Annotated in this window: 23 protein-coding genes; 20 read left to right on the top strand and 3 right to left on the bottom strand. The window is 43.6% G+C overall.

Annotated features, from left to right (window positions below; translation table 11 throughout):
* Positions 1 to 26: 26 nt before the first annotated feature.
* A complete protein-coding gene (gene rpmH / locus ATE37_RS08290) occupies positions 27 to 161 on the top strand; it encodes a 50S ribosomal protein L34 (protein ID WP_000831902.1) in 135 nt (44 codons plus the stop codon).
* A 181-nt stretch (positions 162 to 342) separates the two neighbouring features.
* On the opposite strand, the gene ATE37_RS08285 is transcribed toward rpmH, so the two are convergent.
* Positions 343 to 2,187, bottom strand: coding sequence for an APC family permease (locus tag ATE37_RS08285; protein WP_084868687.1), 1,845 nt, complete (start codon positions 2,185 to 2,187; stop codon positions 343 to 345).
* A gap of 149 nt (positions 2,188 to 2,336) precedes the next feature.
* Here ATE37_RS08285 and ATE37_RS08280 point away from each other — a divergent pair, with 149 nt between their 5' ends.
* The 13 genes from ATE37_RS08280 (at position 2,337) to pflA (ending at position 13,428) form a co-directional block, all read left to right on the top strand.
* On the top strand, positions 2,337 to 3,110 hold the full coding sequence (locus ATE37_RS08280) for a TatD family hydrolase (protein WP_084868686.1): 774 nt from the start codon (positions 2,337 to 2,339) through the stop codon (positions 3,108 to 3,110).
* A complete protein-coding gene (gene rnmV / locus ATE37_RS08275; protein WP_084868685.1) occupies positions 3,110 to 3,676 on the top strand; it encodes a ribonuclease M5 in 567 nt (188 codons plus the stop codon). Before ATE37_RS08280 ends, rnmV begins: the two co-directional genes overlap by 1 nt.
* A gap of 126 nt (positions 3,677 to 3,802) precedes the next feature.
* Positions 3,803 to 4,105, top strand: a complete 303-nt coding sequence (locus tag ATE37_RS08270; protein WP_241502108.1) for a hypothetical protein — start codon at positions 3,803 to 3,805, stop codon at positions 4,103 to 4,105.
* A 191-nt stretch (positions 4,106 to 4,296) separates the two neighbouring features.
* Positions 4,297 to 5,004, top strand: a complete 708-nt coding sequence (locus ATE37_RS08265) for a dimethyladenosine transferase (protein WP_084868683.1) — start codon at positions 4,297 to 4,299, stop codon at positions 5,002 to 5,004.
* A 19-nt stretch (positions 5,005 to 5,023) separates the two neighbouring features.
* Positions 5,024 to 5,896: a 16S rRNA (adenine(1518)-N(6)/adenine(1519)-N(6))-dimethyltransferase RsmA gene (gene rsmA, locus ATE37_RS08260; RefSeq protein WP_084868682.1), complete on the top strand. Its 873-nt coding sequence runs from the start codon at positions 5,024 to 5,026 to the stop codon at positions 5,894 to 5,896.
* 1 nt (position 5,897) lies between these two features.
* On the top strand, positions 5,898 to 6,776 hold the full coding sequence (gene rsgA / locus ATE37_RS08255; RefSeq protein WP_084868681.1) for a ribosome small subunit-dependent GTPase A: 879 nt from the start codon (positions 5,898 to 5,900) through the stop codon (positions 6,774 to 6,776).
* 10 nt (positions 6,777 to 6,786) lie between these two features.
* Positions 6,787 to 7,443 carry a ribulose-phosphate 3-epimerase gene (rpe, locus tag ATE37_RS08250; RefSeq protein WP_084868680.1) on the top strand — a complete coding sequence of 219 codons (657 nt, stop codon included), beginning with the start codon at positions 6,787 to 6,789 and terminating at the stop codon, positions 7,441 to 7,443.
* A complete protein-coding gene (locus tag ATE37_RS08245) occupies positions 7,406 to 8,068 on the top strand; it encodes a thiamine diphosphokinase (RefSeq protein WP_084868679.1) in 663 nt (220 codons plus the stop codon). Before rpe ends, ATE37_RS08245 begins: the two co-directional genes overlap by 38 nt.
* A gap of 1 nt (position 8,069) precedes the next feature.
* A complete protein-coding gene (locus ATE37_RS08240; protein WP_180382783.1) occupies positions 8,070 to 9,326 on the top strand; it encodes a DNA recombination protein RmuC in 1,257 nt (418 codons plus the stop codon).
* On the top strand, positions 9,316 to 10,257 hold the full coding sequence (locus ATE37_RS08235) for a 3'-5' exoribonuclease YhaM family protein (RefSeq protein WP_084868677.1): 942 nt from the start codon (positions 9,316 to 9,318) through the stop codon (positions 10,255 to 10,257). The genes ATE37_RS08240 and ATE37_RS08235 overlap by 11 nt, the downstream gene beginning before the upstream one ends.
* Positions 10,258 to 10,361: 104 nt before the next feature.
* On the top strand, positions 10,362 to 11,189 hold the full coding sequence (purR, locus tag ATE37_RS08230) for a pur operon repressor (protein ID WP_002874197.1): 828 nt from the start codon (positions 10,362 to 10,364) through the stop codon (positions 11,187 to 11,189).
* A gap of 66 nt (positions 11,190 to 11,255) precedes the next feature.
* Positions 11,256 to 12,512 carry a diaminopimelate decarboxylase gene (locus ATE37_RS08225; RefSeq protein ID WP_084868676.1) on the top strand — a complete coding sequence of 419 codons (1,257 nt, stop codon included), beginning with the start codon at positions 11,256 to 11,258 and terminating at the stop codon, positions 12,510 to 12,512.
* Positions 12,513 to 12,633: 121 nt separating this feature from the next.
* Positions 12,634 to 13,428 carry a pyruvate formate-lyase-activating protein gene (pflA, locus tag ATE37_RS08220; RefSeq protein WP_084868675.1) on the top strand — a complete coding sequence of 265 codons (795 nt, stop codon included), beginning with the start codon at positions 12,634 to 12,636 and terminating at the stop codon, positions 13,426 to 13,428.
* A 71-nt stretch (positions 13,429 to 13,499) separates the two neighbouring features.
* On the opposite strand, the gene yidC is transcribed toward pflA, so the two are convergent.
* Together yidC and ATE37_RS08210 are read right to left on the bottom strand one after the other, a co-directional pair.
* Entirely contained in the window at positions 13,500 to 14,429 is a 930-nt protein-coding gene (yidC, locus tag ATE37_RS08215; protein WP_084868712.1) for a membrane protein insertase YidC, read from the bottom strand.
* A 77-nt stretch (positions 14,430 to 14,506) separates the two neighbouring features.
* Complete coding sequence (locus ATE37_RS08210; RefSeq protein WP_084868674.1) at positions 14,507 to 14,785, bottom strand: acylphosphatase; 279 nt, start codon at positions 14,783 to 14,785, stop codon at positions 14,507 to 14,509.
* A gap of 33 nt (positions 14,786 to 14,818) precedes the next feature.
* Between ATE37_RS08210 and ATE37_RS08205 the strand changes: the two genes are divergently transcribed.
* From ATE37_RS08205 to ATE37_RS08180, 6 genes are all read left to right on the top strand, one after another.
* Positions 14,819 to 15,559, top strand: a complete 741-nt coding sequence (locus ATE37_RS08205; protein WP_084868673.1) for a TrmH family RNA methyltransferase — start codon at positions 14,819 to 14,821, stop codon at positions 15,557 to 15,559.
* A 54-nt stretch (positions 15,560 to 15,613) separates the two neighbouring features.
* Complete coding sequence (locus ATE37_RS08200; RefSeq protein ID WP_084868672.1) at positions 15,614 to 16,297, top strand: Bax inhibitor-1/YccA family protein; 684 nt, start codon at positions 15,614 to 15,616, stop codon at positions 16,295 to 16,297.
* A 109-nt stretch (positions 16,298 to 16,406) separates the two neighbouring features.
* A complete protein-coding gene (asnA, locus tag ATE37_RS08195) occupies positions 16,407 to 17,399 on the top strand; it encodes an aspartate--ammonia ligase (RefSeq protein WP_084868671.1) in 993 nt (330 codons plus the stop codon).
* A 64-nt stretch (positions 17,400 to 17,463) separates the two neighbouring features.
* Positions 17,464 to 18,003 (top strand): 16S rRNA (guanine(966)-N(2))-methyltransferase RsmD, encoded by a 540-nt coding sequence (rsmD, locus tag ATE37_RS08190; protein WP_000706949.1) that lies wholly within the window; start codon positions 17,464 to 17,466, stop codon positions 18,001 to 18,003.
* Entirely contained in the window at positions 17,993 to 18,481 is a 489-nt protein-coding gene (coaD, locus tag ATE37_RS08185) for a pantetheine-phosphate adenylyltransferase (protein WP_084868670.1), read from the top strand. The genes rsmD and coaD overlap by 11 nt, the downstream gene beginning before the upstream one ends.
* Positions 18,465 to 19,502 (top strand): SepM family pheromone-processing serine protease, encoded by a 1,038-nt coding sequence (locus tag ATE37_RS08180; RefSeq protein ID WP_084868669.1) that lies wholly within the window; start codon positions 18,465 to 18,467, stop codon positions 19,500 to 19,502. Before coaD ends, ATE37_RS08180 begins: the two co-directional genes overlap by 17 nt.
* Positions 19,503 to 19,547 lie beyond the last annotated feature (45 nt).

Raw genomic sequence — 19,547 nt, 5'->3', positions numbered from 1 at the left:
ACAAAATCTATGAGGAGGTATTCATCGTGAAACGTACTTATCAACCAAGTAAAATTCGTCGTGCGCGCAAACACGGATTCCGTAACCGTATGTCAACTAAAAACGGTCGTCGCGTATTGGCAGCTCGTCGTCGTAAAGGACGCAAAGTTTTGGCTGCATAATCCAAACAAATTCAGCAAAGAAGTCAGTAGGAACTCGAGTCTACTGGCTTTTCTTTTTATCTTAAAGGGTGCATTGTCCACGAAATCGTCAATTTCAAATGGAATTCATGGAATGCTCATTTAAAAGGTCACATACAAAAAACTCAAAACCAGATATAAGTAACTGATTTTGAGTTTTTGTTTATTCTTTTAAGTGATAAGAGTAGCTAGCGACAACGACGTCTTCGTGCCATCTGAGAGCGTATTTTAGTTTGAGGCTCATTTGATTGTGCAGGATATTTTGCCAAGGCTTGTTAGGGATGAACTGTGGTACAAGGACTGTAACGGTGTAGTTTTTTTGCTTAGCTTCTTGGGCGATTCGTTTGACATACTTAACGCTAGGGGTGATGATGTCGCGGTAGCTGGTGTTGATATTCTTCATAGTGATACTTGGGAAGTAATCGGTAAATTCCTGGAGGATTTCTTGGTCTTTTTCTGCCGTTTCTTTAGTAGAAATGTGCATGGCTAACACTTCGTCACCGATACTTTGAGCGTAGTTAATGGCTCCGACACTTACTCGAGTAACATTTCCTACTAGGACAAGGACAAGGTTACCGTCATAAGTGCGCTTTTCAATTCCTTCGTAGAGTCGCAGTTGTTTTGCCACTTTTTGGTAATGGTTGTGAATGGACAAAAAGAGGAAGGTTAGAACTAGGATAATTGGGAAGAATGGCCAGATATCTCCCAGTCTGAAGAGGAGTAAAATGAGGACAATAGCATAACAAATGATGGCCCCAAGGATATTAGCGAAGGCAGATTTTAAGAAGTTTGCTCCTTTTTCCTTTTTCCAATGGCGAATCATCCCAGTCTGAGAAAGGGCAAAGGGAACGAAGACCCCGATAGTATAAAGAGGAATCAAGCGTTCAGTATTCCCATTAAAAATAAGAAGAAGGATCATAGCTCCAAAAGCCAGAGTTAAGATACCGTTGGAGTAGCCAAGGCGATCCCCTTTTTCCATAAAGAGATGGGGCATGTATTTGTTTTTGGCCATATTGTAGGACAGCATAGGGAAGGCTGAAAAGCCAGTATTTGCAGCTACAGCTAGAATTAAGGCTGTCGAGAACTGGAAGAGATAGTAGCTAGCATGACCAAAGAATGAATCACCAAGAATACCCTTGGCCATTTGCGAGAGGATGGTTTCTCCGTGTTGAGGCGTGATACCCATCCAGTAGTTTAGGAAGGTAATGCCTGCAAAAAGAAAGCCTAAAATCAGCGACATGATGGTCAAAGTCTGAGCAGCATTCTTTTCTTTCGGAGTTTTGAAAAATGGTACCGCATTTGAAATAGCCTCAACCCCTGTCAGAGAGGCAGAGCCACTGGTAAAGGCTCTCAATAGGAGAACGATGGAAAGGCTCGGAACAGTTTGTCCAATGGATGAAGTCGCCTGATAGTTTAAGGAACCTGTAAATAGTTGAAAGAACCCATAAAGCAAGAGAAAGACGGTACTGAAGATAAAGAGGTAGACGGGAATCATCAGAGAGCTGGCAGATTCTTTTAATCCTCTTAAATTCAAGAGCATGAGCAGGCAGACTAGGAAAATAGAGATATGAAGATTGTAGGGATGGAGGGCAGGGATGGCTGCTGTAATTGCATCAGCTCCAGAAGCAACGGATACGGCTACTGTCAGCATATAGTCAACAAGGAGGCTACCCCCTGCAATCAAGCCTAGTTCAGGGGAGAGGTTTTCCCGAGTGACCATATAAGCCCCACCACCTTGAGGATAGGCATGAATGATTTGACGATAGGAAATGGTCAAACTAGCGAGGAGTAAGAGGACAAAAATACCGATAGGGAGGCTCCACCAAATAGCGAGAGGAGAGAGACTGACTAAAACGAGAATGACTTGTTCAGGTCCATAGGCAATAGAAGACAGGGCATCACTGGATAACATTGCAAGTGCCTGCATTTTTCCAAGTAATCCCCCTTCGCCGTCTGTGAGAGACTTGAGTGGTCGACCGATAAAGGTATATTTTAATTTTCTAAACATTTTCTTTTCCTTTGATGAAAATTTCAATAAGTGTTATTATACTGCTTTGAAAAAGGGCAGTCAAGGGAGAATGACTGGTTTTTGGATATTTTTCCAAGCCGAGGGATGCTATTTTTGGTATAATAGATGGAAGAATGAGGTTAGAAGAGATGATTTTTGATACGCACACACATTTAAATGTAGAAGAATTTGCAGGACGCGAGGAGGAAGAGCTTGCCTTGGCTGCTGAGATGGGTGTGACACAGATGAATATTGTTGGTTTTGATAAACCGACCATTGAGCGAGCCCTAGAGTTAGCAGATGAGTATGAGCAGCTCTACGCAACTATTGGCTGGCATCCGACGGAGGCAGGGACTTACACAGATGAGGTCGAAGCTTACTTGCTTGAAAAACTAAAACATCACAAGGTTGTTGCTTTAGGTGAGATTGGTCTGGACTACCATTGGATGACAGCACCTAAGGAAGTGCAGGAGCAGGTTTTTCGTCGTCAGATTCAGCTGTCTAAGGATTTGAATTTGCCTTTTGTGGTCCATACCCGTGATGCGCTGGAAGATACTTATGAGATTATCAAGGGTGAGGGCGTTGGTCCTAGTGGTGGCATCATGCATTCATTTTCAGGCTCTCTCGAGTGGGCTGAGAAGTTTATCGAGCTTGGTATGACCATTTCTTTCTCAGGAGTGGTGACTTTTAAAAAAGCTACGGATGTTCAAGAAGCTGCTAGAGAGCTTCCTTTAGATAAGATTCTGGTAGAGACGGATGCGCCTTACCTGGCTCCTGTTCCTAAACGTGGCCGTGAAAACAAAACAGCCTATACTCGTTATGTGGTGGACTTTATCGCCGACTTGCGTGGGATGACGACCGAGGAATTAGCAGCAGCAATGACTGCAAATGCAGAGCGAATTTTTGGATTGGATAGCAAGTAATGAAAGAAAAAATTTCCCAAGTCATCGTGGTCGAAGGGCGTGATGACACGGCCAATCTCAAACGTTACTTTGACGTGGAAACCTATGAGACACGAGGTTCCGCAATAAATGACCATGATATAGAACGCATTCAGCGCCTGCATGAATTGCATGGAGTCATTGTCTTTACAGATCCAGATTTTAATGGGGAGCGGATCCGGCGCATGATTATGACGGCCATTCCAACGGTGCAGCATGCCTTTCTCAAGCGAGATGAGGCTGTTCCCAAATCTAAGTCCAAGGGACGTTCTCTGGGAATTGAACATGCCAGCTATGAAGATCTAAAAACAGCGCTGACTCAGGTGACAGAGCAATTTGAAAGCGAGAACGAGTTTAACATCAGTCGTGGTGACTTGATTCGCCTAGGTTTCCTAGCGGGAGCAGACAGTCGTAGACGCCGAGAGTATCTAGGCGAACAGCTCCGCATCGGCTATTCCAATGGAAAACAGCTGCTCAAGCGGTTGGAGTTGTTTGGAGTAACTTTGGCAGAAGTGGAAGAGGCTATGGAAAGTTATGATAATAGCTAGATAGCTCAAAAATACAAAGGGAATGTGTTACAATAGAGGTACTTAGATTTATTTTGATAGCGTTCAAATAGAAACTTATAAGGGCAGAGCGAAATGAAAATACAAGTTGACAGAGAGTCTGTGTGTATGGGGGATGATGTACTGCCCCATGAGACAGAATTTGATGTTCCTAAAGATATGACGGTGAAAGAATTTTTTGACTTTCTAGAAAAGAAATGTTATTTGCCGTCTGTTCAAGGAAATAATGTGGCCTGGGAACTCCGTAATCGAAATGGGGAACAAGGTGTTTATTTCACTAAAACAGGAGAGATTATCAATCCAGATGGAGTATTAAAAGAGATGCTGGAAGGAATTACTGAGACACCCTTATTTGTTTTGCTCTATCATTATACCCCGGAAGCATACTACATTAGTAAAGACAATAAATGAGAATTGCAGATGATGTCCTGACCGAGGTTGAACTGGTCATGTATTGTTATCGTCCCTTGATGTTTTTATGAAACATCTTTTTAAATGAAATCTAGGTTTTCGATTGGGCATGAAAAATTGGAAACTTTATAGTTTTATCTACATCCTACTTGAACCACTAACCTTTTTCAAAGATTGTGAAAGGAAATGATATGGCAAATAGAAGTTATATTTACTTAAAAAACGGAGATGAAGCCCGTATTCTAACAGAGGGAATTTACACAATACCCTATTTTTGGCAATTGTTTTGGGATGAAGAAGATTTAAAAGCTCCGATTGCTCTCTGGGAAACAGCAGAAAAACTGGAAGAAGATGAAGAGCAAGCAGAAAGATTTTACCAAGAGCAGAATGTAGATATCTTGCTTTCTATTGAAAAATTCCAGCAGAGTGCCCTCAAAAACCGATCTTTTTTAGAAGAGAATGCCCCACAATCCGTGCAGCTATATGATGACTTTGTCCGTTATATTCTTGCAAATGTCAAAGACGGTGATGTGCTCGGATTTGATCTTTTAGATGTTGTTTTTATGGACCAAGTGTCTGTTGTTTCTGATAAACTGTTAAAAAATATACGAGCTATTCGGGAAAATCGACCCAAAGATTTAGATTTTTCTGTGACAGAAAAGAACTTAATCGGTCTTGCTATGGGCTTTCCTGATTATTATGCTTCAGAATTATTGCCAGAAGACAATATTGTAGATTCGGTTGCCTATCAGGATGAACTGAAGAAAATGAACCCCCAAGAAGATAAGAAAGCGCTTGATATGACTGGATCCGATTCAAACAAGCATCGTATTCATTTTGTGTTTTGGATTGTATTGGTACTAGGAATTATGTGGGTTCTATATATTGTTTTTAGCTAACAAATAGAAAAGAGAATAAATGAGAATTGCAGATTATAGCGTGACCAAGGCAGTGCTGGAGCGTCACGGTTTTACCTTTAAAAAGTCCTTCGGGCAGAATTTCCTGACGGATACCAATATCCTTCAAAAAATCGTGGATACGGCTGAGATTGATGACCAGGTTAATGTTATCGAAATCGGGCCAGGTATTGGGGCCTTGACGGAGTTTTTGGCTGAGCGTGCAGCTCAAGTTATGGCCTTTGAGATTGACCACCGTTTGGTGCCAATTCTAGCGGATACCCTACGTGATTTTGACAATGTTACCGTAGTAAACGAGGACATTCTCAAGGTCGATTTGGCACAGCATATTCAGAATTTCAAAAATCCTGACCTGCCCATTAAGGTGGTAGCCAACTTGCCTTACTACATTACGACGCCTATTCTCATGCATTTAATCGAGAGTGGGATTCCTTTTAGTGAGTTTGTCGTCATGATGCAAAAAGAAGTGGCGGATCGCATCTCAGCACAGCCCAATACCAAAGCTTACGGTAGTTTGTCGATTGCTGTTCAATATTACATGACAGCAAATGTTGCCTTTATCGTGCCTCGTACGGTCTTTGTGCCAGCCCCAAACGTGGACTCAGCCATTTTAAAAATGGTGCGTCGTCCAGAGCCGGCTGTAGCAGTGAAAGATGAGAACTTCTTTTTTAAGGTTTCCAAGGCTAGTTTCACCCATCGTCGCAAGACCTTATGGAACAACTTAACAGGCTACTTTGGGAAAACTGATGAAGTCAAGGATAAGCTGACCAAGGCTTTGGACCAAGCAGGTTTGTCACCATCTGTGCGTGGAGAAGCTCTTAGCTTGGCAGAATTTGCTAGCCTAGCAGATGCGCTCAAAGGACAAGGACTCTAAGATGAAGGGACAAATCATTAAAGCCTTGGCAGGATTCTACTATGTGGAGAGTGAGGACCAAGTCTATCAGACACGTGCGCGTGGGAATTTCCGCAAAAAAGGTCATACACCCTACGTTGGGGACTGGGTAGATTTTTCTGCGGAGGAAAATTCCGAAGGTTATATCCTCAAAATTCACGAACGGAAAAACAGTCTGGTCCGTCCGCCTATTGTCAATATTGACCAAGCCGTGGTGATCATGTCCGTCAAGGAACCTGACTTCAACAGCAACTTGTTGGATCGTTTCTTGGTTCTTTTGGAACACAAGGACATCCATCCCGTCGTCTATATTTCTAAAATGGACTTGCTGGAAGATAGGGGAGAATTAGATTTTTACCAACAAACCTATGGTGCTATTGGTTACGATTTTGTGACCAGCAAGGAGGAGCTCATGCCTTTGTTGACAGGTAAGGTTACAGTTTTCATGGGGCAGACAGGTGTTGGGAAATCAACCCTTCTCAATAAAATCGCACCGGACCTCAATCTTGAAACAGGAGAAATTTCAGATAGTCTGGGTCGTGGTCGCCATACCACTCGAGCTGTTAGTTTTTACAATCTCAATGGTGGGAAAATCGCAGACACGCCAGGATTTTCATCGCTGGATTATGAAGTGTCAACGGCTGAAGACCTCAATCAAGCTTTTCCAGAGATTGCCGGTGTCAGTCGAGATTGTAAGTTCCGTACTTGTACCCATACCCATGAGCCGTCCTGTGCGGTTAAGCCAGCTGTCGAAGAAGGTACCATTGCTACCTTCCGTTTTGACAACTACCTGCAATTTCTCAGTGAGATTGAAAATCGCCGAGAAACCTATAAAAAAGTCAGCAAAAAAATTCCAAAATAAGGAGAAACCTATGTCTCAATACAAGATTGCTCCGTCAATTCTGGCAGCAGATTATGCCAACTTTGAACGTGAAATCAAACGCCTAGAAGCAACTGGAGCAGAGTATGCCCATATCGATATCATGGATGGTCACTTTGTGCCACAAATTAGTTTTGGTGCGGGAGTGGTTGAAGCTCTTCGTCCTCATAGCAAGATGGTCTTTGACTGTCACTTGATGGTAGCAAATCCAGAACACCACTTAGAAGACTTTGCGCGTGCAGGAGCGGATATCATCAGTATCCATGTTGAAGCAACGCCCCATATCCATGGCGCCCTCCAAAAAATTCGCTCTCTTGGTGTCAAACCTTCGGTTGTCATCAATCCTGGGACACCTGTGGAGGCGATCAAGCACATCCTTCATCTAGTTGACCAAGTCTTGGTCATGACAGTTAACCCTGGCTTCGGTGGGCAAGCATTTCTACCTGAAACCATGGACAAGGTTCGTGAGTTGGTTGCCCTTCGTCAGGAAAAAGGTTTGAGCTTTGAGATTGAAGTCGATGGCGGTATTGATGACCAGACTATTGCTCAGGCCAAAGAAGCTGGTGCGACCGTTTTTGTAGCAGGATCCTATGTCTTTAAGGGAGATGTCAATGAACGAGTGCAAACTCTCAGAAAACAACTGGACTAGGGTTGCCGTTTTTGCAGGCGGAGATCGCGGTTATTATCGGACGGATTTTGATTGCTTTGTCGGTGTGGATCGTGGTTCGCTCTGGGTCTTGGAAGAAGACCTGCCTCTGGCTCTAGCGGTTGGGGATTTTGATTCGGTGACTGCAGACGAACGTCAGTTGATTCAAAAACGTGCCCAACATTTTGTCCAAGCCCAGCCGGAAAAAGATGACACGGATTTGGAATTGGCTCTCTTGACCGTCTTTGATAAAAATCCTCAGGCTCAGGTGACTATTTTTGGGGCTTTGGGTGGTCGTATTGATCATATGCTGGCCAATGTCTTCCTGCCTAGCAATCCCAAGCTGGCACCCTATATGCGCCAGATAGCGATTGAGGATGGGCAAAATGTGATTGCCTATTGTCCAGAAGGGACCAGTCAGCTAGAGCCCCGTTCAGACTACGATTATCTAGCCTTTATGCCAGTTCGGGATAGCCAGCTGACCATTCTTGGTGCCAAGTACGAATTGACAGAGGAGAATTTTTTCTTTAAAAAAGTGTACGCTTCTAACGAATATATAGATAGGGAAGTTTCGGTAACTTGCCCAGATGGTTATGTCGTCGTGCTACATAGCAAGGACAGGAGGTAGGATGGAGACTGTATTATTACTATTATTAATTGTCAACCTAGCTGGACTCTTTCTGATTTGGCAAAGGCAGGATAAGCAAGACAAGTACCTAGCCAAGAGCTTGGAGGATCAAGCAGACAATCTTTCAGACCAACTGGATTATCGCTTTGACCAAGCTAGACAAGCCAGTCAGTTAGACCAAAAAGACTTGGAAGTGGCTGTCAGCGACCGTTTGCAGGAGGTGCGAATGGAGTTGCACCAAGGCTTGACTCAAGTTAGACAGGAGATGAACGAGAATCTCCTTCAAACTAGGGACAAGACCGACCAACGTCTCCAAGCCTTGCAGGAGTCCAATGAGCAACGCTTGGAACAAATGCGCCAGACAGTCGAGGAAAAGTTGGAAAAGACCTTGCAGACGCGCTTGCAGGCTTCCTTCGAGACAGTTTCCAAGCAACTGGAGTCTGTCAATCGTGGCCTTGGAGAGATGCAGACAGTTGCCCGCGATGTTGGTGCCCTCAACAAGGTTCTCTCTGGAACCAAGACGCGAGGGATTCTAGGCGAATTGCAACTGGGGCAGATCATCGAAGACATCATGACACCTGCCCAGTACGAACGAGAATTTGCAACGGTTGAAAACTCTAGCGAGCGAGTAGAGTATGCCATCAAGTTACCTGGACAGGGTGACCAGGAATATGTCTATTTACCGATTGACTCCAAGTTTCCACTGGCGGATTATTATCGCTTAGAAGAAGCTTATGAAGCAGGCGATAAGGACGAGATTGAACGCTGTCGCAAGTCACTCCTAGCTAGCGTCAAGCGCTTTGCCAAGGATATCAAGAGCAAGTACATAGCACCACCTCGGACGACCAATTTTGGAGTCTTGTTTGTTCCGACAGAAGGTCTTTATTCAGAGATTGTTCGCAATCCGGTCTTCTTTGATGACTTGAGACGGGAGGAGCAGATTATTGTTGCTGGTCCAAGTACCCTATCAGCCCTGCTTAATTCCCTATCAGTTGGCTTCAAAACCCTTAATATCCAAAAGAGTGCTGATCATATCAGCAAGACTCTTGCTAGTGTCAAGACCGAGTTTGGCAAGTTTGGTGACATTCTGGTCAAGGCACAAAAGCATCTCCAACATGCCTCTGGCAATATTGATGAATTATTAAACCGTCGTACCACAGCTATCGAGCGGACGCTCCGTCACATTGAATTATCAGAAGGTGAGCCTGAGCTTGATCTACTCCATTTCCAAGAAGATGAGGAAGAATATGAAGATTAGTCACATGAAAAAAGATGAGCTGTTTGAAGGTTTTTACCTGATTAAATCAGCTGACCTGAGACAGACGCGTGCTGGGAAAAACTACCTAGCCTTTACCTTCCAAGACGATAGTGGCGAGATTGAAGGGAAACTCTGGGATGCCCAACCGCATAACGTTGAGGCCTTTACCGCAGGGAAAGTGGTCCACATGCAGGGACGTCGAGAAGTTTATAACAACACTCCTCAAGTTAATCAAATCACGCTTCGCTTGCCTCAGCCTGGGGAACCCAACGATCCAGCTGACTTCAAGGTCAAGTCACCAGTCGATGTCAAGGAAATCCGTGACTACATGTCGCAAATGATTTTCAAAATAGAAAATCCTGTTTGGCAACGAATTGTCCGAAATCTCTACACCAAGTATGATAAGGAATTCTACTCCTATCCGGCTGCCAAGACCAATCACCATGCCTTTGAAACAGGTTTAGCCTATCATACAGCAACCATGGTGCGCTTGGCAGATGCCATTAGTGAGATTTATCCTCAGCTCAACAAGAGCCTCCTCTATGCGGGAATTATGTTGCATGACTTGGCCAAGGTTATTGAGTTGACGGGACCAGACCAGACGGAGTACACAGTGCGAGGCAATCTCATCGGCCATATAGCCCTCATCGATAGCGAAATTACCAAGACTGTCATGGAACTAGGCATCGATGATACTAGAGAAGAAGTGGTGCTACTGCGCCATGTCATCCTCAGTCACCATGGCTTACTAGAGTATGGAAGTCCAGTCCGTCCACGCATTATGGAGGCAGAGATTATTCATATGATTGACAATCTAGATGCCAGCATGATGATGATGTCAACAGCTCTAGCTTTGGTGGACAAAGGAGAGATGACCAATAAAATCTTCGCTATGGACAATCGTTCCTTCTATAAACCAGATTTAGATTAATGATTTAAGAAAAACGAGCATTTTTTACGCAATAATGTTCGTTTTTTTATGTGAATGTGGTATAATGGATAAAATATCAAAATTAAATGGAATGGTAAATAAAAATGAAATTAAGAAGAAGTGATCGGATGGTTGTCATTTCCAACTATTTGATTAATAATCCATACAAACTAACAAGTCTCAACACCTTTGCAGAAAAGTACGAATCTGCTAAATCCTCTATCTCAGAGGATATCGTGATTATCAAGCGTGCCTTTGAGGAAATCGAAATCGGTCATATTCAGACTGTTACTGGAGCAGGTGGTGGCGTTATCTTTACACCATCAATCTCAAGTCATGAAGCCAAAGAAATGATCGCAGACTTGCGTGACAAACTTTCAGAAAGCGACCGTATCTTGCCAGGTGGCTACATCTACCTGTCTGATTTGCTTAGTACGCCTGCCATTTTGAAAAATATTGGTCGCATCATTGCCAAGAGCTTTATGGACCAAAAAATCGATGCTGTTATGACAGTAGCAACAAAAGGTGTGCCACTCGCAAATGCAGTTGCCAATGTACTCAATGTTCCATTTGTCATTGTGCGCCGTGACTTGAAAATTACCGAAGGTTCAACGGTCAGCGTCAACTATGTTTCAGGTTCCAGCGGTGACCGCATTGAGAAAATGTTCCTTTCAAAACGCAGTCTCAAGGCAGGCAGTCGTGTCTTGATCGTGGATGACTTTTTGAAAGGCGGCGGAACGGTCAACGGGATGATTAGTCTCTTGCGTGAGTTTGACTCTGAACTGGCTGGTGTTGCAGTCTTTGCAGACAATGCCCAAGAAGAACGTGAAAAGCAGTTCGATTACAAGTCACTCTTGAAGGTTACCAATATTGATGTTAAGAACCAATCCATCGATGTTGAGATTGGAAATATCTTTGACGAAGACAAATAAGAGATAGAACTAAAGGTTGGAACGATTGTCCCAGCCTTTCTTTGCAAACAGAATAGAAGGATGCCTATGAAAACACCATTTATCAGCCGTGAAGATTTAGAAACAATTGTTGCAGAGTTCCCGACTCCCTTCCACTTGTATGACGAGAAGGGGATTCGTGAAAAAGCAAGAGCCGTCAACAAAGCCTTTTCTTGGAATAAGGGATTCAAAGAATATTTTGCAGTTAAGGCTACTCCAACTCCAGCCATCTTGAAAATCCTCCAAGAGGAAGGCTGTGGTGTGGACTGTTCTAGTTACGTGGAGCTCTTGATGAGCCATAAACTGAATTTCCCCGGTTCTGAAATCATGTTCTCTTCTAACAACACGCCAGACAAGGAATATGCCTATGCGCGTGAATTGGGTGCGACCATTAACTTGGATGCCTTTGAAGATATTGAACATCTGGAGCGTGCAGCAGGCATTCCAGAAATCATCTCTTGTCGTTACAATCCTGGTGGCGTTTTTGAGCTAGGAACAGATATCATGGACAATCCTGGAGAAGCTAAGTTTGGCATGACCAAGGACCAGCTTTTTGAAGCCTTTGCGATTTTGAAGGAAAAAGGAGCCAAGACTTTTGGGATTCACTCCTTCCTAGCATCCAATACCGTCACCCATCTCTACTACCCAGAGTTGGCGCGTCAGCTTTTTGAATTGGCTGTTGAAATCAAGGAAAAGTTGGGCATTTCACTAGACTTTATCAATCTTTCCGGCGGAATCGGAGTCAATTACCGTCCAGATCAGGAGCCAAATGACATTGCTGTGATTGGTGAGGGAGTTCGTAAGGTTTATGAGGAAGTCCTTACGCCAGCAGGTCTTGGTCAGGTTAAGATTTTCACCGAATTGGGTCGCTTTATGTTAGCCCCTCACGGAGCTCTCGTTACAAGAGTCACTCATAAGAAAAAAACCTATCGTACCTATCTGGGTGTGGATGCGTCAGCAGTCAACCTCATGCGTCCCGCCATGTATGGAGCCTACCACCATATCACCAATCTGACCCATCCAGATGGACCTATTGAGGTGGTAGACGTGGTCGGTTCACTCTGTGAAAACAATGATAAATTTGCAGTGAACCGCGAACTACCTTATACAGAAATCGGTGATTTGCTGGTAATTCATGATACAGGTGCACATGGATTTTCCATGGGTTACCAGTACAATGCAAAATTACGCTCGGCAGAAATCCTCTATACCGAAGAAGGAAAAGCCCGCCAAATCCGCCGTGCAGAGCGCCCTGAGGACTATTTCGCAACCTTGTATGGTTTTGATTTTGAATCGGATCATTAAAAGAAATTGAAAATGAAAGTGAAAAACAGATTGCTTTCTAAAAAATAGACAAAAAACCCTTGTTTTTCACCTTACTCGTGATATAATAAAACTATAAAACGGTTTCAAGGAAGGTGACGATATGTCTGAAGAAACAATTGACTATGGACAAGTGACAGGGATGGTGCATTCGACAGAGAGTTTTGGGGCGGTAGATGGCCCTGGGATTCGGTTTATTGTCTTTTTGCAGGGCTGTCAGATGCGTTGCCAATACTGCCATAACCCCGATACATGGGCTATGGAGACCAATAAATCACGAAGACGGACAGTAGACGATGTCTTGACAGAAGCCCTTCGCTACCGTGGTTTCTGGGGAGACAAGGGAGGAATCACTGTCAGTGGTGGAGAAGCCCTCTTGCAGATTGATTTCTTGATTGCCCTCTTTACCAAGGCCAAGGAAAAAGGAATCCACTGTACCTTGGATACCTGTGCCCTTCCGTTCCGTAATAAACCACGTTATCTCGAAAAGTTTAATAAACTCATGGCTGTGACAGATTTGGTTCTCTTGGATATCAAGGAGATCAACGACGAACAACACAGGATTGTTACCAGCCAAACCAATAAAAACATCTTGGCCTGTGCAAAATATCTATCAGACATTGGGAAGCCTGTGTGGATTCGCCATGTGCTGGTTCCAGGCTTGACAGACAGAGATGAGGACTTGATTGAACTCGGTAAATTCGTCAAAACCCTCAAAAACGTTGACAAGTTTGAAATCCTACCTTATCACACTATGGGAGAATTCAAGTGGCGTGAACTAGGAATTCCTTATTCGCTCGAAGGGGTAAAACCACCAACAGCAGACCGTGTCAAGAATGCCAAAAGACTCATGGATACAGAAAGCTATCAAGACTATATGAAGCGTGTACATGGATAAAAAGAAGCCTGATGGGAACATCAGGCTTTTGTGATGCAGAAAAGGCCTAGCCTTTCAGCTAAGCCGTTACCTTATTTTCTAGAATGTTGTTTACCAGCATTACGTTTTTTATGTTTCTTAGTAGTCGTAATTGCAGTTGCTTGGTTAGGAGTGATATCTTTTCGCCCGCCTGTAGTTGATGCTGAACTTGCTTTTGGTGGATTTTTGGCAAATTCTTCACGTACTTTTTGACGAAGTTTTGGACGAACAACATAGTTAACGATGAACTGTTGGAGAATCATCATGAAACCACCGACAACCCAGTAAAGTGTCACACTGGCTGGTGCGAAGAGGGAGAAGACGACAATCGTGAGTGGGCTCATGTAAATCATTTTCTTGAGTTGATCTCTTTGCATCTCGTCTTCTACTCCGTGAAGTGAAAGGAGTGATTGGAGATAGTAGAGGATACCAGCGAAGGCGACAAGGATCATACTTGGGGAACCGAGATTGATACCCAAGAAGGTAGAGCTAGCTACACCATCAGTGTAGTGGACTGCAAAGTAGATAGCAGAGAAGAAAGGCGCTTGAATGAGGAGAGGGAAGCATCCTACACCACCGAACATGCTGATGCCGTTTTCTTTTTGTGCAGCAAAGAGAGCCTGTTGTGCTTCTAGTTTTTCTTCTTGAGTGGTTGCTTCTTTGAGACGTGTTTGGTGTGGCTCAAGCACGTGTTTGAGAGCATTCATCTTTTCAGAGTGAAGTGTTGCCTTCCATGATTGGTAGATACCAAGTGGCAAAATAATCAAGCGCACGATAATCGTTACGATGATGATCCCAATCCCAAAACCAAGGTTCATATCATTGGCAAAGTATTTGATAGCCTCTGCCATAGGCGATCCGATAGTGTTCCAGATAAAACCAGTAGGTTGTCCTGTTGCTTTGTCTACTTGGACACAGCCTGTCAAGACGAGTAGCATAGCCACTCCCATAGCAGAGAGGGCAAAACGTTTAATAGATTTCAATGTTTTCATTCCTTCTTTAAAAATTATACCTTTCTATTCTACTGTTTTTTTGTAAAATATACAATAGTTCTAGAGACCTAATTTGCGACTTTGAAGTCTGGATAGGATGAGAAGTTGCTCATTTGTACGTCCAGGTAGGTAACTTTTGAAAAAGGTGTCGGACCTTTTCGGATTTCTTGGATAAATTTTGCCATAGTGGCAGAGGAGCCTGCCTGAGCAAGAATTTCCACTGTGCCATCGTCGTTATTCCAGACACGACCAGTGATGCCACCGATTTCAAGAGCTAAAGTATAAACACCCCAGCGAAAACCAACACCCTGCACCCTGCCTTGGGCAATCATTCTAACCTTTTGCATACCAAACCCCTTTGATTGTGTTATAATATTTCTATGACTATTATAACCTCAAAAGCCAATTCTGTGGTAAAAAATGCCAAGAAATTACATCAAAAAAAATATCGAAGGTCTGCTTATTTGATTGAGGGCTGGCACTTGTTTGAAGAAGCTGTTCAAGCTGGAGTAACAATTGAAAAGATCTTTGCCCTAGAAAGTTACCGAGACCAGTTAGCCGCTTTTCCTCAAACTATCTGGGTTTCAGAGGAGATTTTACGGGACTTGGCAGATACGCAAACTCCTCAAGGGATTGTTGCAGTGATTCAAAAAGAGGAAATAGGACTGCCTGATCTCCATCAGGGTAAGTTTCTATTTTTAGAAGATGTCCAAGATCCAGGGAATGTGGGCACCATGATTCGGACGGCGGATGCCGCAGGTTTTACAGGGGTTATTGTTTCTGATAAGTCAGCAGATATCTACAGTCTCAAAACTCTGCGTTCCATGCAAGGAAGTCATTTTCACTTGCCCATCTATCGGATGTCTCTTGCTTCCTTTGTAGAAGAGGCAAAGAAGAGCAACTTGCCCATTCTGGCAACGACCTTATCTAAAGATTCCAAGGATTATCATGAGCTTTCTCCCTTAGAAAACTTTGCTTTAGTCATGGGAAATGAAGGACAGGGGATTAGTTCTGTCATGGCTGAGAGTGCTGATCAGCTGGTTCATATTGGCATGAAAGGTCGAGCAGAAAGTCTCAACGTGGCAGTTGCAGCAGGTATATTGATGTTTTATTTTAGCTAATTTATAAAATCTTTGTTATAATCAAGACATATTTATAGAAAAAGGAGAATCAGAATGAATCAAACAATTATTCAAGAACGTTCAGGTCTCAATCAATTTTACGCAAAGGTTTATGCCTTTGTAGGACTTGGGATTGGTCTATCAGCTCTCGTGTCAGCTTTGATGTTGACAGTTTTTCAGTCCCAGTTGATTTACTTTTTAATGCATGGTCGTCTCTGGTTGATGATTGCAACTTTTGCAGAACTTGCTCTAGTCTTTGTTGCAAGTAGCATGGCTGCGAAGAACAGCCCAGCAGCTCTCCCAGTATTTTTAGTTTATTCTGTTTTAAATGGATTTACGCTCAGTTTTGTCGTAGCCTTCTATACACCTGGGACCGTCTTATCAGCCTTTATATCCAGTGCCCTTCTCTTTTTTGTCATGGCGGTGATCGGAATTTTCAGCAAGAAAGATTTGAGTGGCATGGGACGAGCTTTGATGGCGGCGCTTGTCGGCCTCATCATTGCCATGGTTGTGAATCTATTTTTAGCTAATAGCTTTTTTGACTACATGATTAGTATTGCCATGGTCTTGGTCTTCTCAGGTTTGATTGCTTGGGACAACCAAAAGATTCGCTATGTTTATGAGCAGTCACGAGGACAAGTAGCGACAGGTTGGGTCATCTCAATGGCACTCAGCATCTACCTAGACTTTATCAACCTCTTCCTTAGCATCTTACGAATCTTTGGTCGAAACGATTAATGAATGACAGAGTCAGTGTTCGAAAGAGCACTGACTTTTTCTCATTTACTCTTTTCTTTTCTTGGAAATAGGTGTATAATGCTTTTAACTAATTTTTGAGGAGCCGTTTATGAAGAAAAGTTTTATTCATCAGCAAGAAGAGATTTCCTTTGTCAAAAACACCTTTACCCAGTATTTGAAAGATAAGTTAGAAGTTGTTGAAGTTCAAGGTCCCATCTTGAGCAAGGTTGGTGATGGGATGCAGGACAACTTGTCCGGTGTCGAACATCCAGTATCCGTAAAGGTCTTGCAGATTCCAGATGAAACTTATGAAGTCGTTCACTCACTAGCCAAATGGAAACGCCACACCTTAGCTCGTTTTGGTTTTGGAGAAGGTGAAGGCCTATTTGTTCATATGAAGGCCCTTCGTCCAGACGAAGATTCACTTGATGCGACTCACTCAGTTTATGTGGACCAGTGGGACTGGGAAAAAGTGATTCCAAATGGTCAACGCAATATCGCTTATCTCAAAGAAACCGTCGAGAAGATTTACAAGGCTATTCGTCTGACAGAGCTAGCCGTAGAAGCACGCTACGATATCGAATCCATCTTGCCAAAACAAATCACTTTCATCCATACAGAAGAGTTGGTGGAACGCTATCCAGATTTGACACCGAAAGAGCGTGAAAATGCGATCTGTAAAGAGTTTGGTGCTATCTTCTTGATTGGTATTGGTGGCGAGTTGCCTGATGGCAAACCTCATGACGGCCGTGCACCTGACTACGATGACTGGACAACAGAGTCTGAAAATGGCTACAAAGGGTTGAATGGCGATATTCTAGTTTGGAACGAATCTCTTGGTTGTGCCTTTGAACTTTCTTCTATGGGGATTCGGGTAGACGAGGACACCCTTCGTCGCCAAGTGGCTCTTACAGGAGACGAAGATCGTCTTGAGCTGGAATGGCATAAAGCCCTGCTTAACGGTCTTTTCCCACTGACAATCGGTGGGGGTATCGGACAGTCTCGGATGGCCATGTTCTTACTTCGCAAGAAACACATTGGAGAAGTTCAGACCAGTGTCTGGCCTCAAGAAGTCCGCGATACGTACGAAAATATTTTGTAGAGAATCGAACCGCAAGGTTCGGTTTTCTTTCTCTTTTTGCCTATAATTTGGTATAATAAACGGTATGAAAATCGTATCAGGAATCTACGGAGGGCGTCCCCTCAAGACGCTAGAAGGCAAGACGACGAGGCCGACATCAGATAAGGTGCGTGGAGCTATCTTTAACATGATAGGTCCCTATTTTGAGGGCGGTCGTGTCTTGGATCTCTATGCTGGCAGTGGTGGTCTGTCTATTGAAGCTGTGTCAAGAGGGATGTCCCATGCTGTCTTAGTGGAACGGGATAGAAGGGCACAAGCTATCGTCGCTGCAAATATCCAAATGACCAAGGAAGTTTCCAAATTTCAGCTCTTAAAGATGGAGGCTGAACGGGCCTTGGAGCAGGTGACAGGTCCCTTTGACCTGGTCTTTTTAGACCCTCCCTATGCCAAGGAACAAATCGTTGCAGATATCGAGAAAATGGCAGAAAGAAACCTATTTTCCGAAGAAATCATGGTTGTCTGCGAAACCGATAAGTCTGTAGAACTTCCAGAAGAAATTGCCTGCCTCGGCATCTGGAAGGAAAAAATATATGGGATTAGTAAGGTGACAGTCTATGTCAGATAAAATTGGATTATTTACAGGTTCATTTGATCCGATGACAAATGGACATCTGGATATCATTGAACGCGCCAGCAGACTCTTTGATAAGCTCTATGTCGGGGTGTTCTACAATCCCCACAAACAAGGTTTTCTCCCTGTTGAAAACCGCAAACGGGCAGTCGAAAAAGCGGTGGCGCATTTAGATAATGTAGAGGTGCTGGCTTCTCATGACCAACTAGTCGTCGATGTTGCAAGAAGACTGGGGGCTAAAACCCTTGTCCGTGGCTTGCGGAATGCCACCGACTTGCAATACGAGTCTAGTTTTGATTACTACAATCATCAACTGGCTCCAGAAATCGAAACCATTTACCTATATAGCCGCCTAGAGCATCTTTATATCAGCTCTTCGGCCGTGAGAGAACTTCTGAAGTTTGGTCAGGAGATTCAGCAATATGTCCCAAACAGTGTTGTGGAGGAATTAGAACATGAAGAAAAAAACTAGATGGCCCTTATATGTCATCCTAGCACTAGTAGTGACTTTTTTAGCCTTTGTAGTACCTTTACCCTACTACATAGAAGTTCCAGGTGGAGCGGAAGATATTCGTCAAGTTTTAAAAGTCAATGAAACAGAAGATACAGAAGCAGGAGCTTACCAGTTTGTAACAGTCGGTATTCGACACGCAACCCTATCACATCTTGTCTATGCTTGGTTAACACCCTTTACGGATATTAGAAGTACTAAGGAGACTACGGGTGGCTCTACTGATGCAGAGTTTATGCGGATTAATCAGTTCTACATGCAAACATCCCAAAACATGGCCAAGTATCAAGGACTGAAGACGGCTGGAAAGGATATCGAACTCAAGTATCTGGGAGTCTATGTCTTGACCGTGACTGACAATTCAACTTTTAAGGGCATTCTGAACATTGCAGATACCGTGACGGCTGTTAATGACAAAACGTTTGACAGTTCCAAAGATTTGGTCGACTATGTCAATTCTCAACAATTAGGGGACACGGTCAAGGTAACCTATGAAGAAGACGGAAAAGTCAAGTCTGCAGAAGGTAAAATTATTACTCTTGAAAACGGAAAAAACGGGATTGGGATTGGTTTGATTGACCGTACGGAAGTGACCAGTGATGTTCCGATTCGTTTTTCAACAGCTGGTATCGGGGGGCCAAGTGCCGGTCTCATGTTTAGTCTAGCTATTTACACCCAGATAGCAGATCCAGGACTTCGTAATGGCCGCGTCGTTGCGGGAACGGGAACTATTGATCGTGATGGAAATGTTGGCGATATTGGTGGAATTGACAAAAAAGTGATTGCAGCCTCTCGTCAGGGAGCCAACATCTTTTTTGCTCCTGACAATCCAGTCACTGAGGAAGCAAAAAAAGCAGATCCCAATGCGAAAAGCAACTATGAAACAGCCCTAGAAGCTGCTAAAACGATCAAAACAGAGATGAAAATCGTTCCGGTTAAGACCTTGCAGGATGCGATTGATTACCTTAAAAACAATCCCTAATTCGTAGAAAAATTGAAAACTAGCGCGCAAGCCGATAAGATGGTA

Origin of the sequence: Streptococcus oralis subsp. tigurinus (assembly GCF_002093575.1) — a bacterium.
In the GTDB taxonomy this organism is placed as follows: domain Bacteria; phylum Bacillota; class Bacilli; order Lactobacillales; family Streptococcaceae; genus Streptococcus; species Streptococcus oralis_CH.
This window is presented reverse-complemented; position numbering and strand designations above follow the sequence as displayed.

Excerpts from the sequence above, each read along its gene's own strand:
- ATE37_RS08285 (WP_084868687.1), bottom strand. The coding sequence starts at position 2,187 with ATGTTTAGAAAATTAAAATATACCTTTATCGGTCGACCACTCAAGTCT.
- ATE37_RS08280 (WP_084868686.1), top strand. The coding sequence starts at position 2,337 with ATGATTTTTGATACGCACACACATTTAAATGTAGAAGAATTTGCAGGA.
- rnmV (WP_084868685.1), top strand. The coding sequence starts at position 3,110 with ATGAAAGAAAAAATTTCCCAAGTCATCGTGGTCGAAGGGCGTGATGAC.
- ATE37_RS08270 (WP_241502108.1), top strand. The coding sequence starts at position 3,803 with ATGGGGGATGATGTACTGCCCCATGAGACAGAATTTGATGTTCCTAAA.
- ATE37_RS08265 (WP_084868683.1), top strand. The coding sequence starts at position 4,297 with ATGGCAAATAGAAGTTATATTTACTTAAAAAACGGAGATGAAGCCCGT.
- rsmA (WP_084868682.1), top strand. The coding sequence starts at position 5,024 with ATGAGAATTGCAGATTATAGCGTGACCAAGGCAGTGCTGGAGCGTCAC.
- rsgA (WP_084868681.1), top strand. The coding sequence starts at position 5,898 with ATGAAGGGACAAATCATTAAAGCCTTGGCAGGATTCTACTATGTGGAG.
- rpe (WP_084868680.1), top strand. The coding sequence starts at position 6,787 with ATGTCTCAATACAAGATTGCTCCGTCAATTCTGGCAGCAGATTATGCC.
- ATE37_RS08245 (WP_084868679.1), top strand. The coding sequence starts at position 7,406 with ATGAACGAGTGCAAACTCTCAGAAAACAACTGGACTAGGGTTGCCGTT.
- ATE37_RS08240 (WP_180382783.1), top strand. The coding sequence starts at position 8,070 with ATGGAGACTGTATTATTACTATTATTAATTGTCAACCTAGCTGGACTC.
- ATE37_RS08235 (WP_084868677.1), top strand. The coding sequence starts at position 9,316 with ATGAAGATTAGTCACATGAAAAAAGATGAGCTGTTTGAAGGTTTTTAC.
- purR (WP_002874197.1), top strand. The coding sequence starts at position 10,362 with ATGAAATTAAGAAGAAGTGATCGGATGGTTGTCATTTCCAACTATTTG.
- ATE37_RS08225 (WP_084868676.1), top strand. The coding sequence starts at position 11,256 with ATGAAAACACCATTTATCAGCCGTGAAGATTTAGAAACAATTGTTGCA.
- pflA (WP_084868675.1), top strand. The coding sequence starts at position 12,634 with ATGTCTGAAGAAACAATTGACTATGGACAAGTGACAGGGATGGTGCAT.
- ATE37_RS08210 (WP_084868674.1), bottom strand. The coding sequence starts at position 14,785 with ATGCAAAAGGTTAGAATGATTGCCCAAGGCAGGGTGCAGGGTGTTGGT.
- ATE37_RS08205 (WP_084868673.1), top strand. The coding sequence starts at position 14,819 with ATGACTATTATAACCTCAAAAGCCAATTCTGTGGTAAAAAATGCCAAG.
- ATE37_RS08200 (WP_084868672.1), top strand. The coding sequence starts at position 15,614 with ATGAATCAAACAATTATTCAAGAACGTTCAGGTCTCAATCAATTTTAC.
- asnA (WP_084868671.1), top strand. The coding sequence starts at position 16,407 with ATGAAGAAAAGTTTTATTCATCAGCAAGAAGAGATTTCCTTTGTCAAA.
- rsmD (WP_000706949.1), top strand. The coding sequence starts at position 17,464 with ATGAAAATCGTATCAGGAATCTACGGAGGGCGTCCCCTCAAGACGCTA.
- coaD (WP_084868670.1), top strand. The coding sequence starts at position 17,993 with ATGTCAGATAAAATTGGATTATTTACAGGTTCATTTGATCCGATGACA.
- ATE37_RS08180 (WP_084868669.1), top strand. The coding sequence starts at position 18,465 with ATGAAGAAAAAAACTAGATGGCCCTTATATGTCATCCTAGCACTAGTA.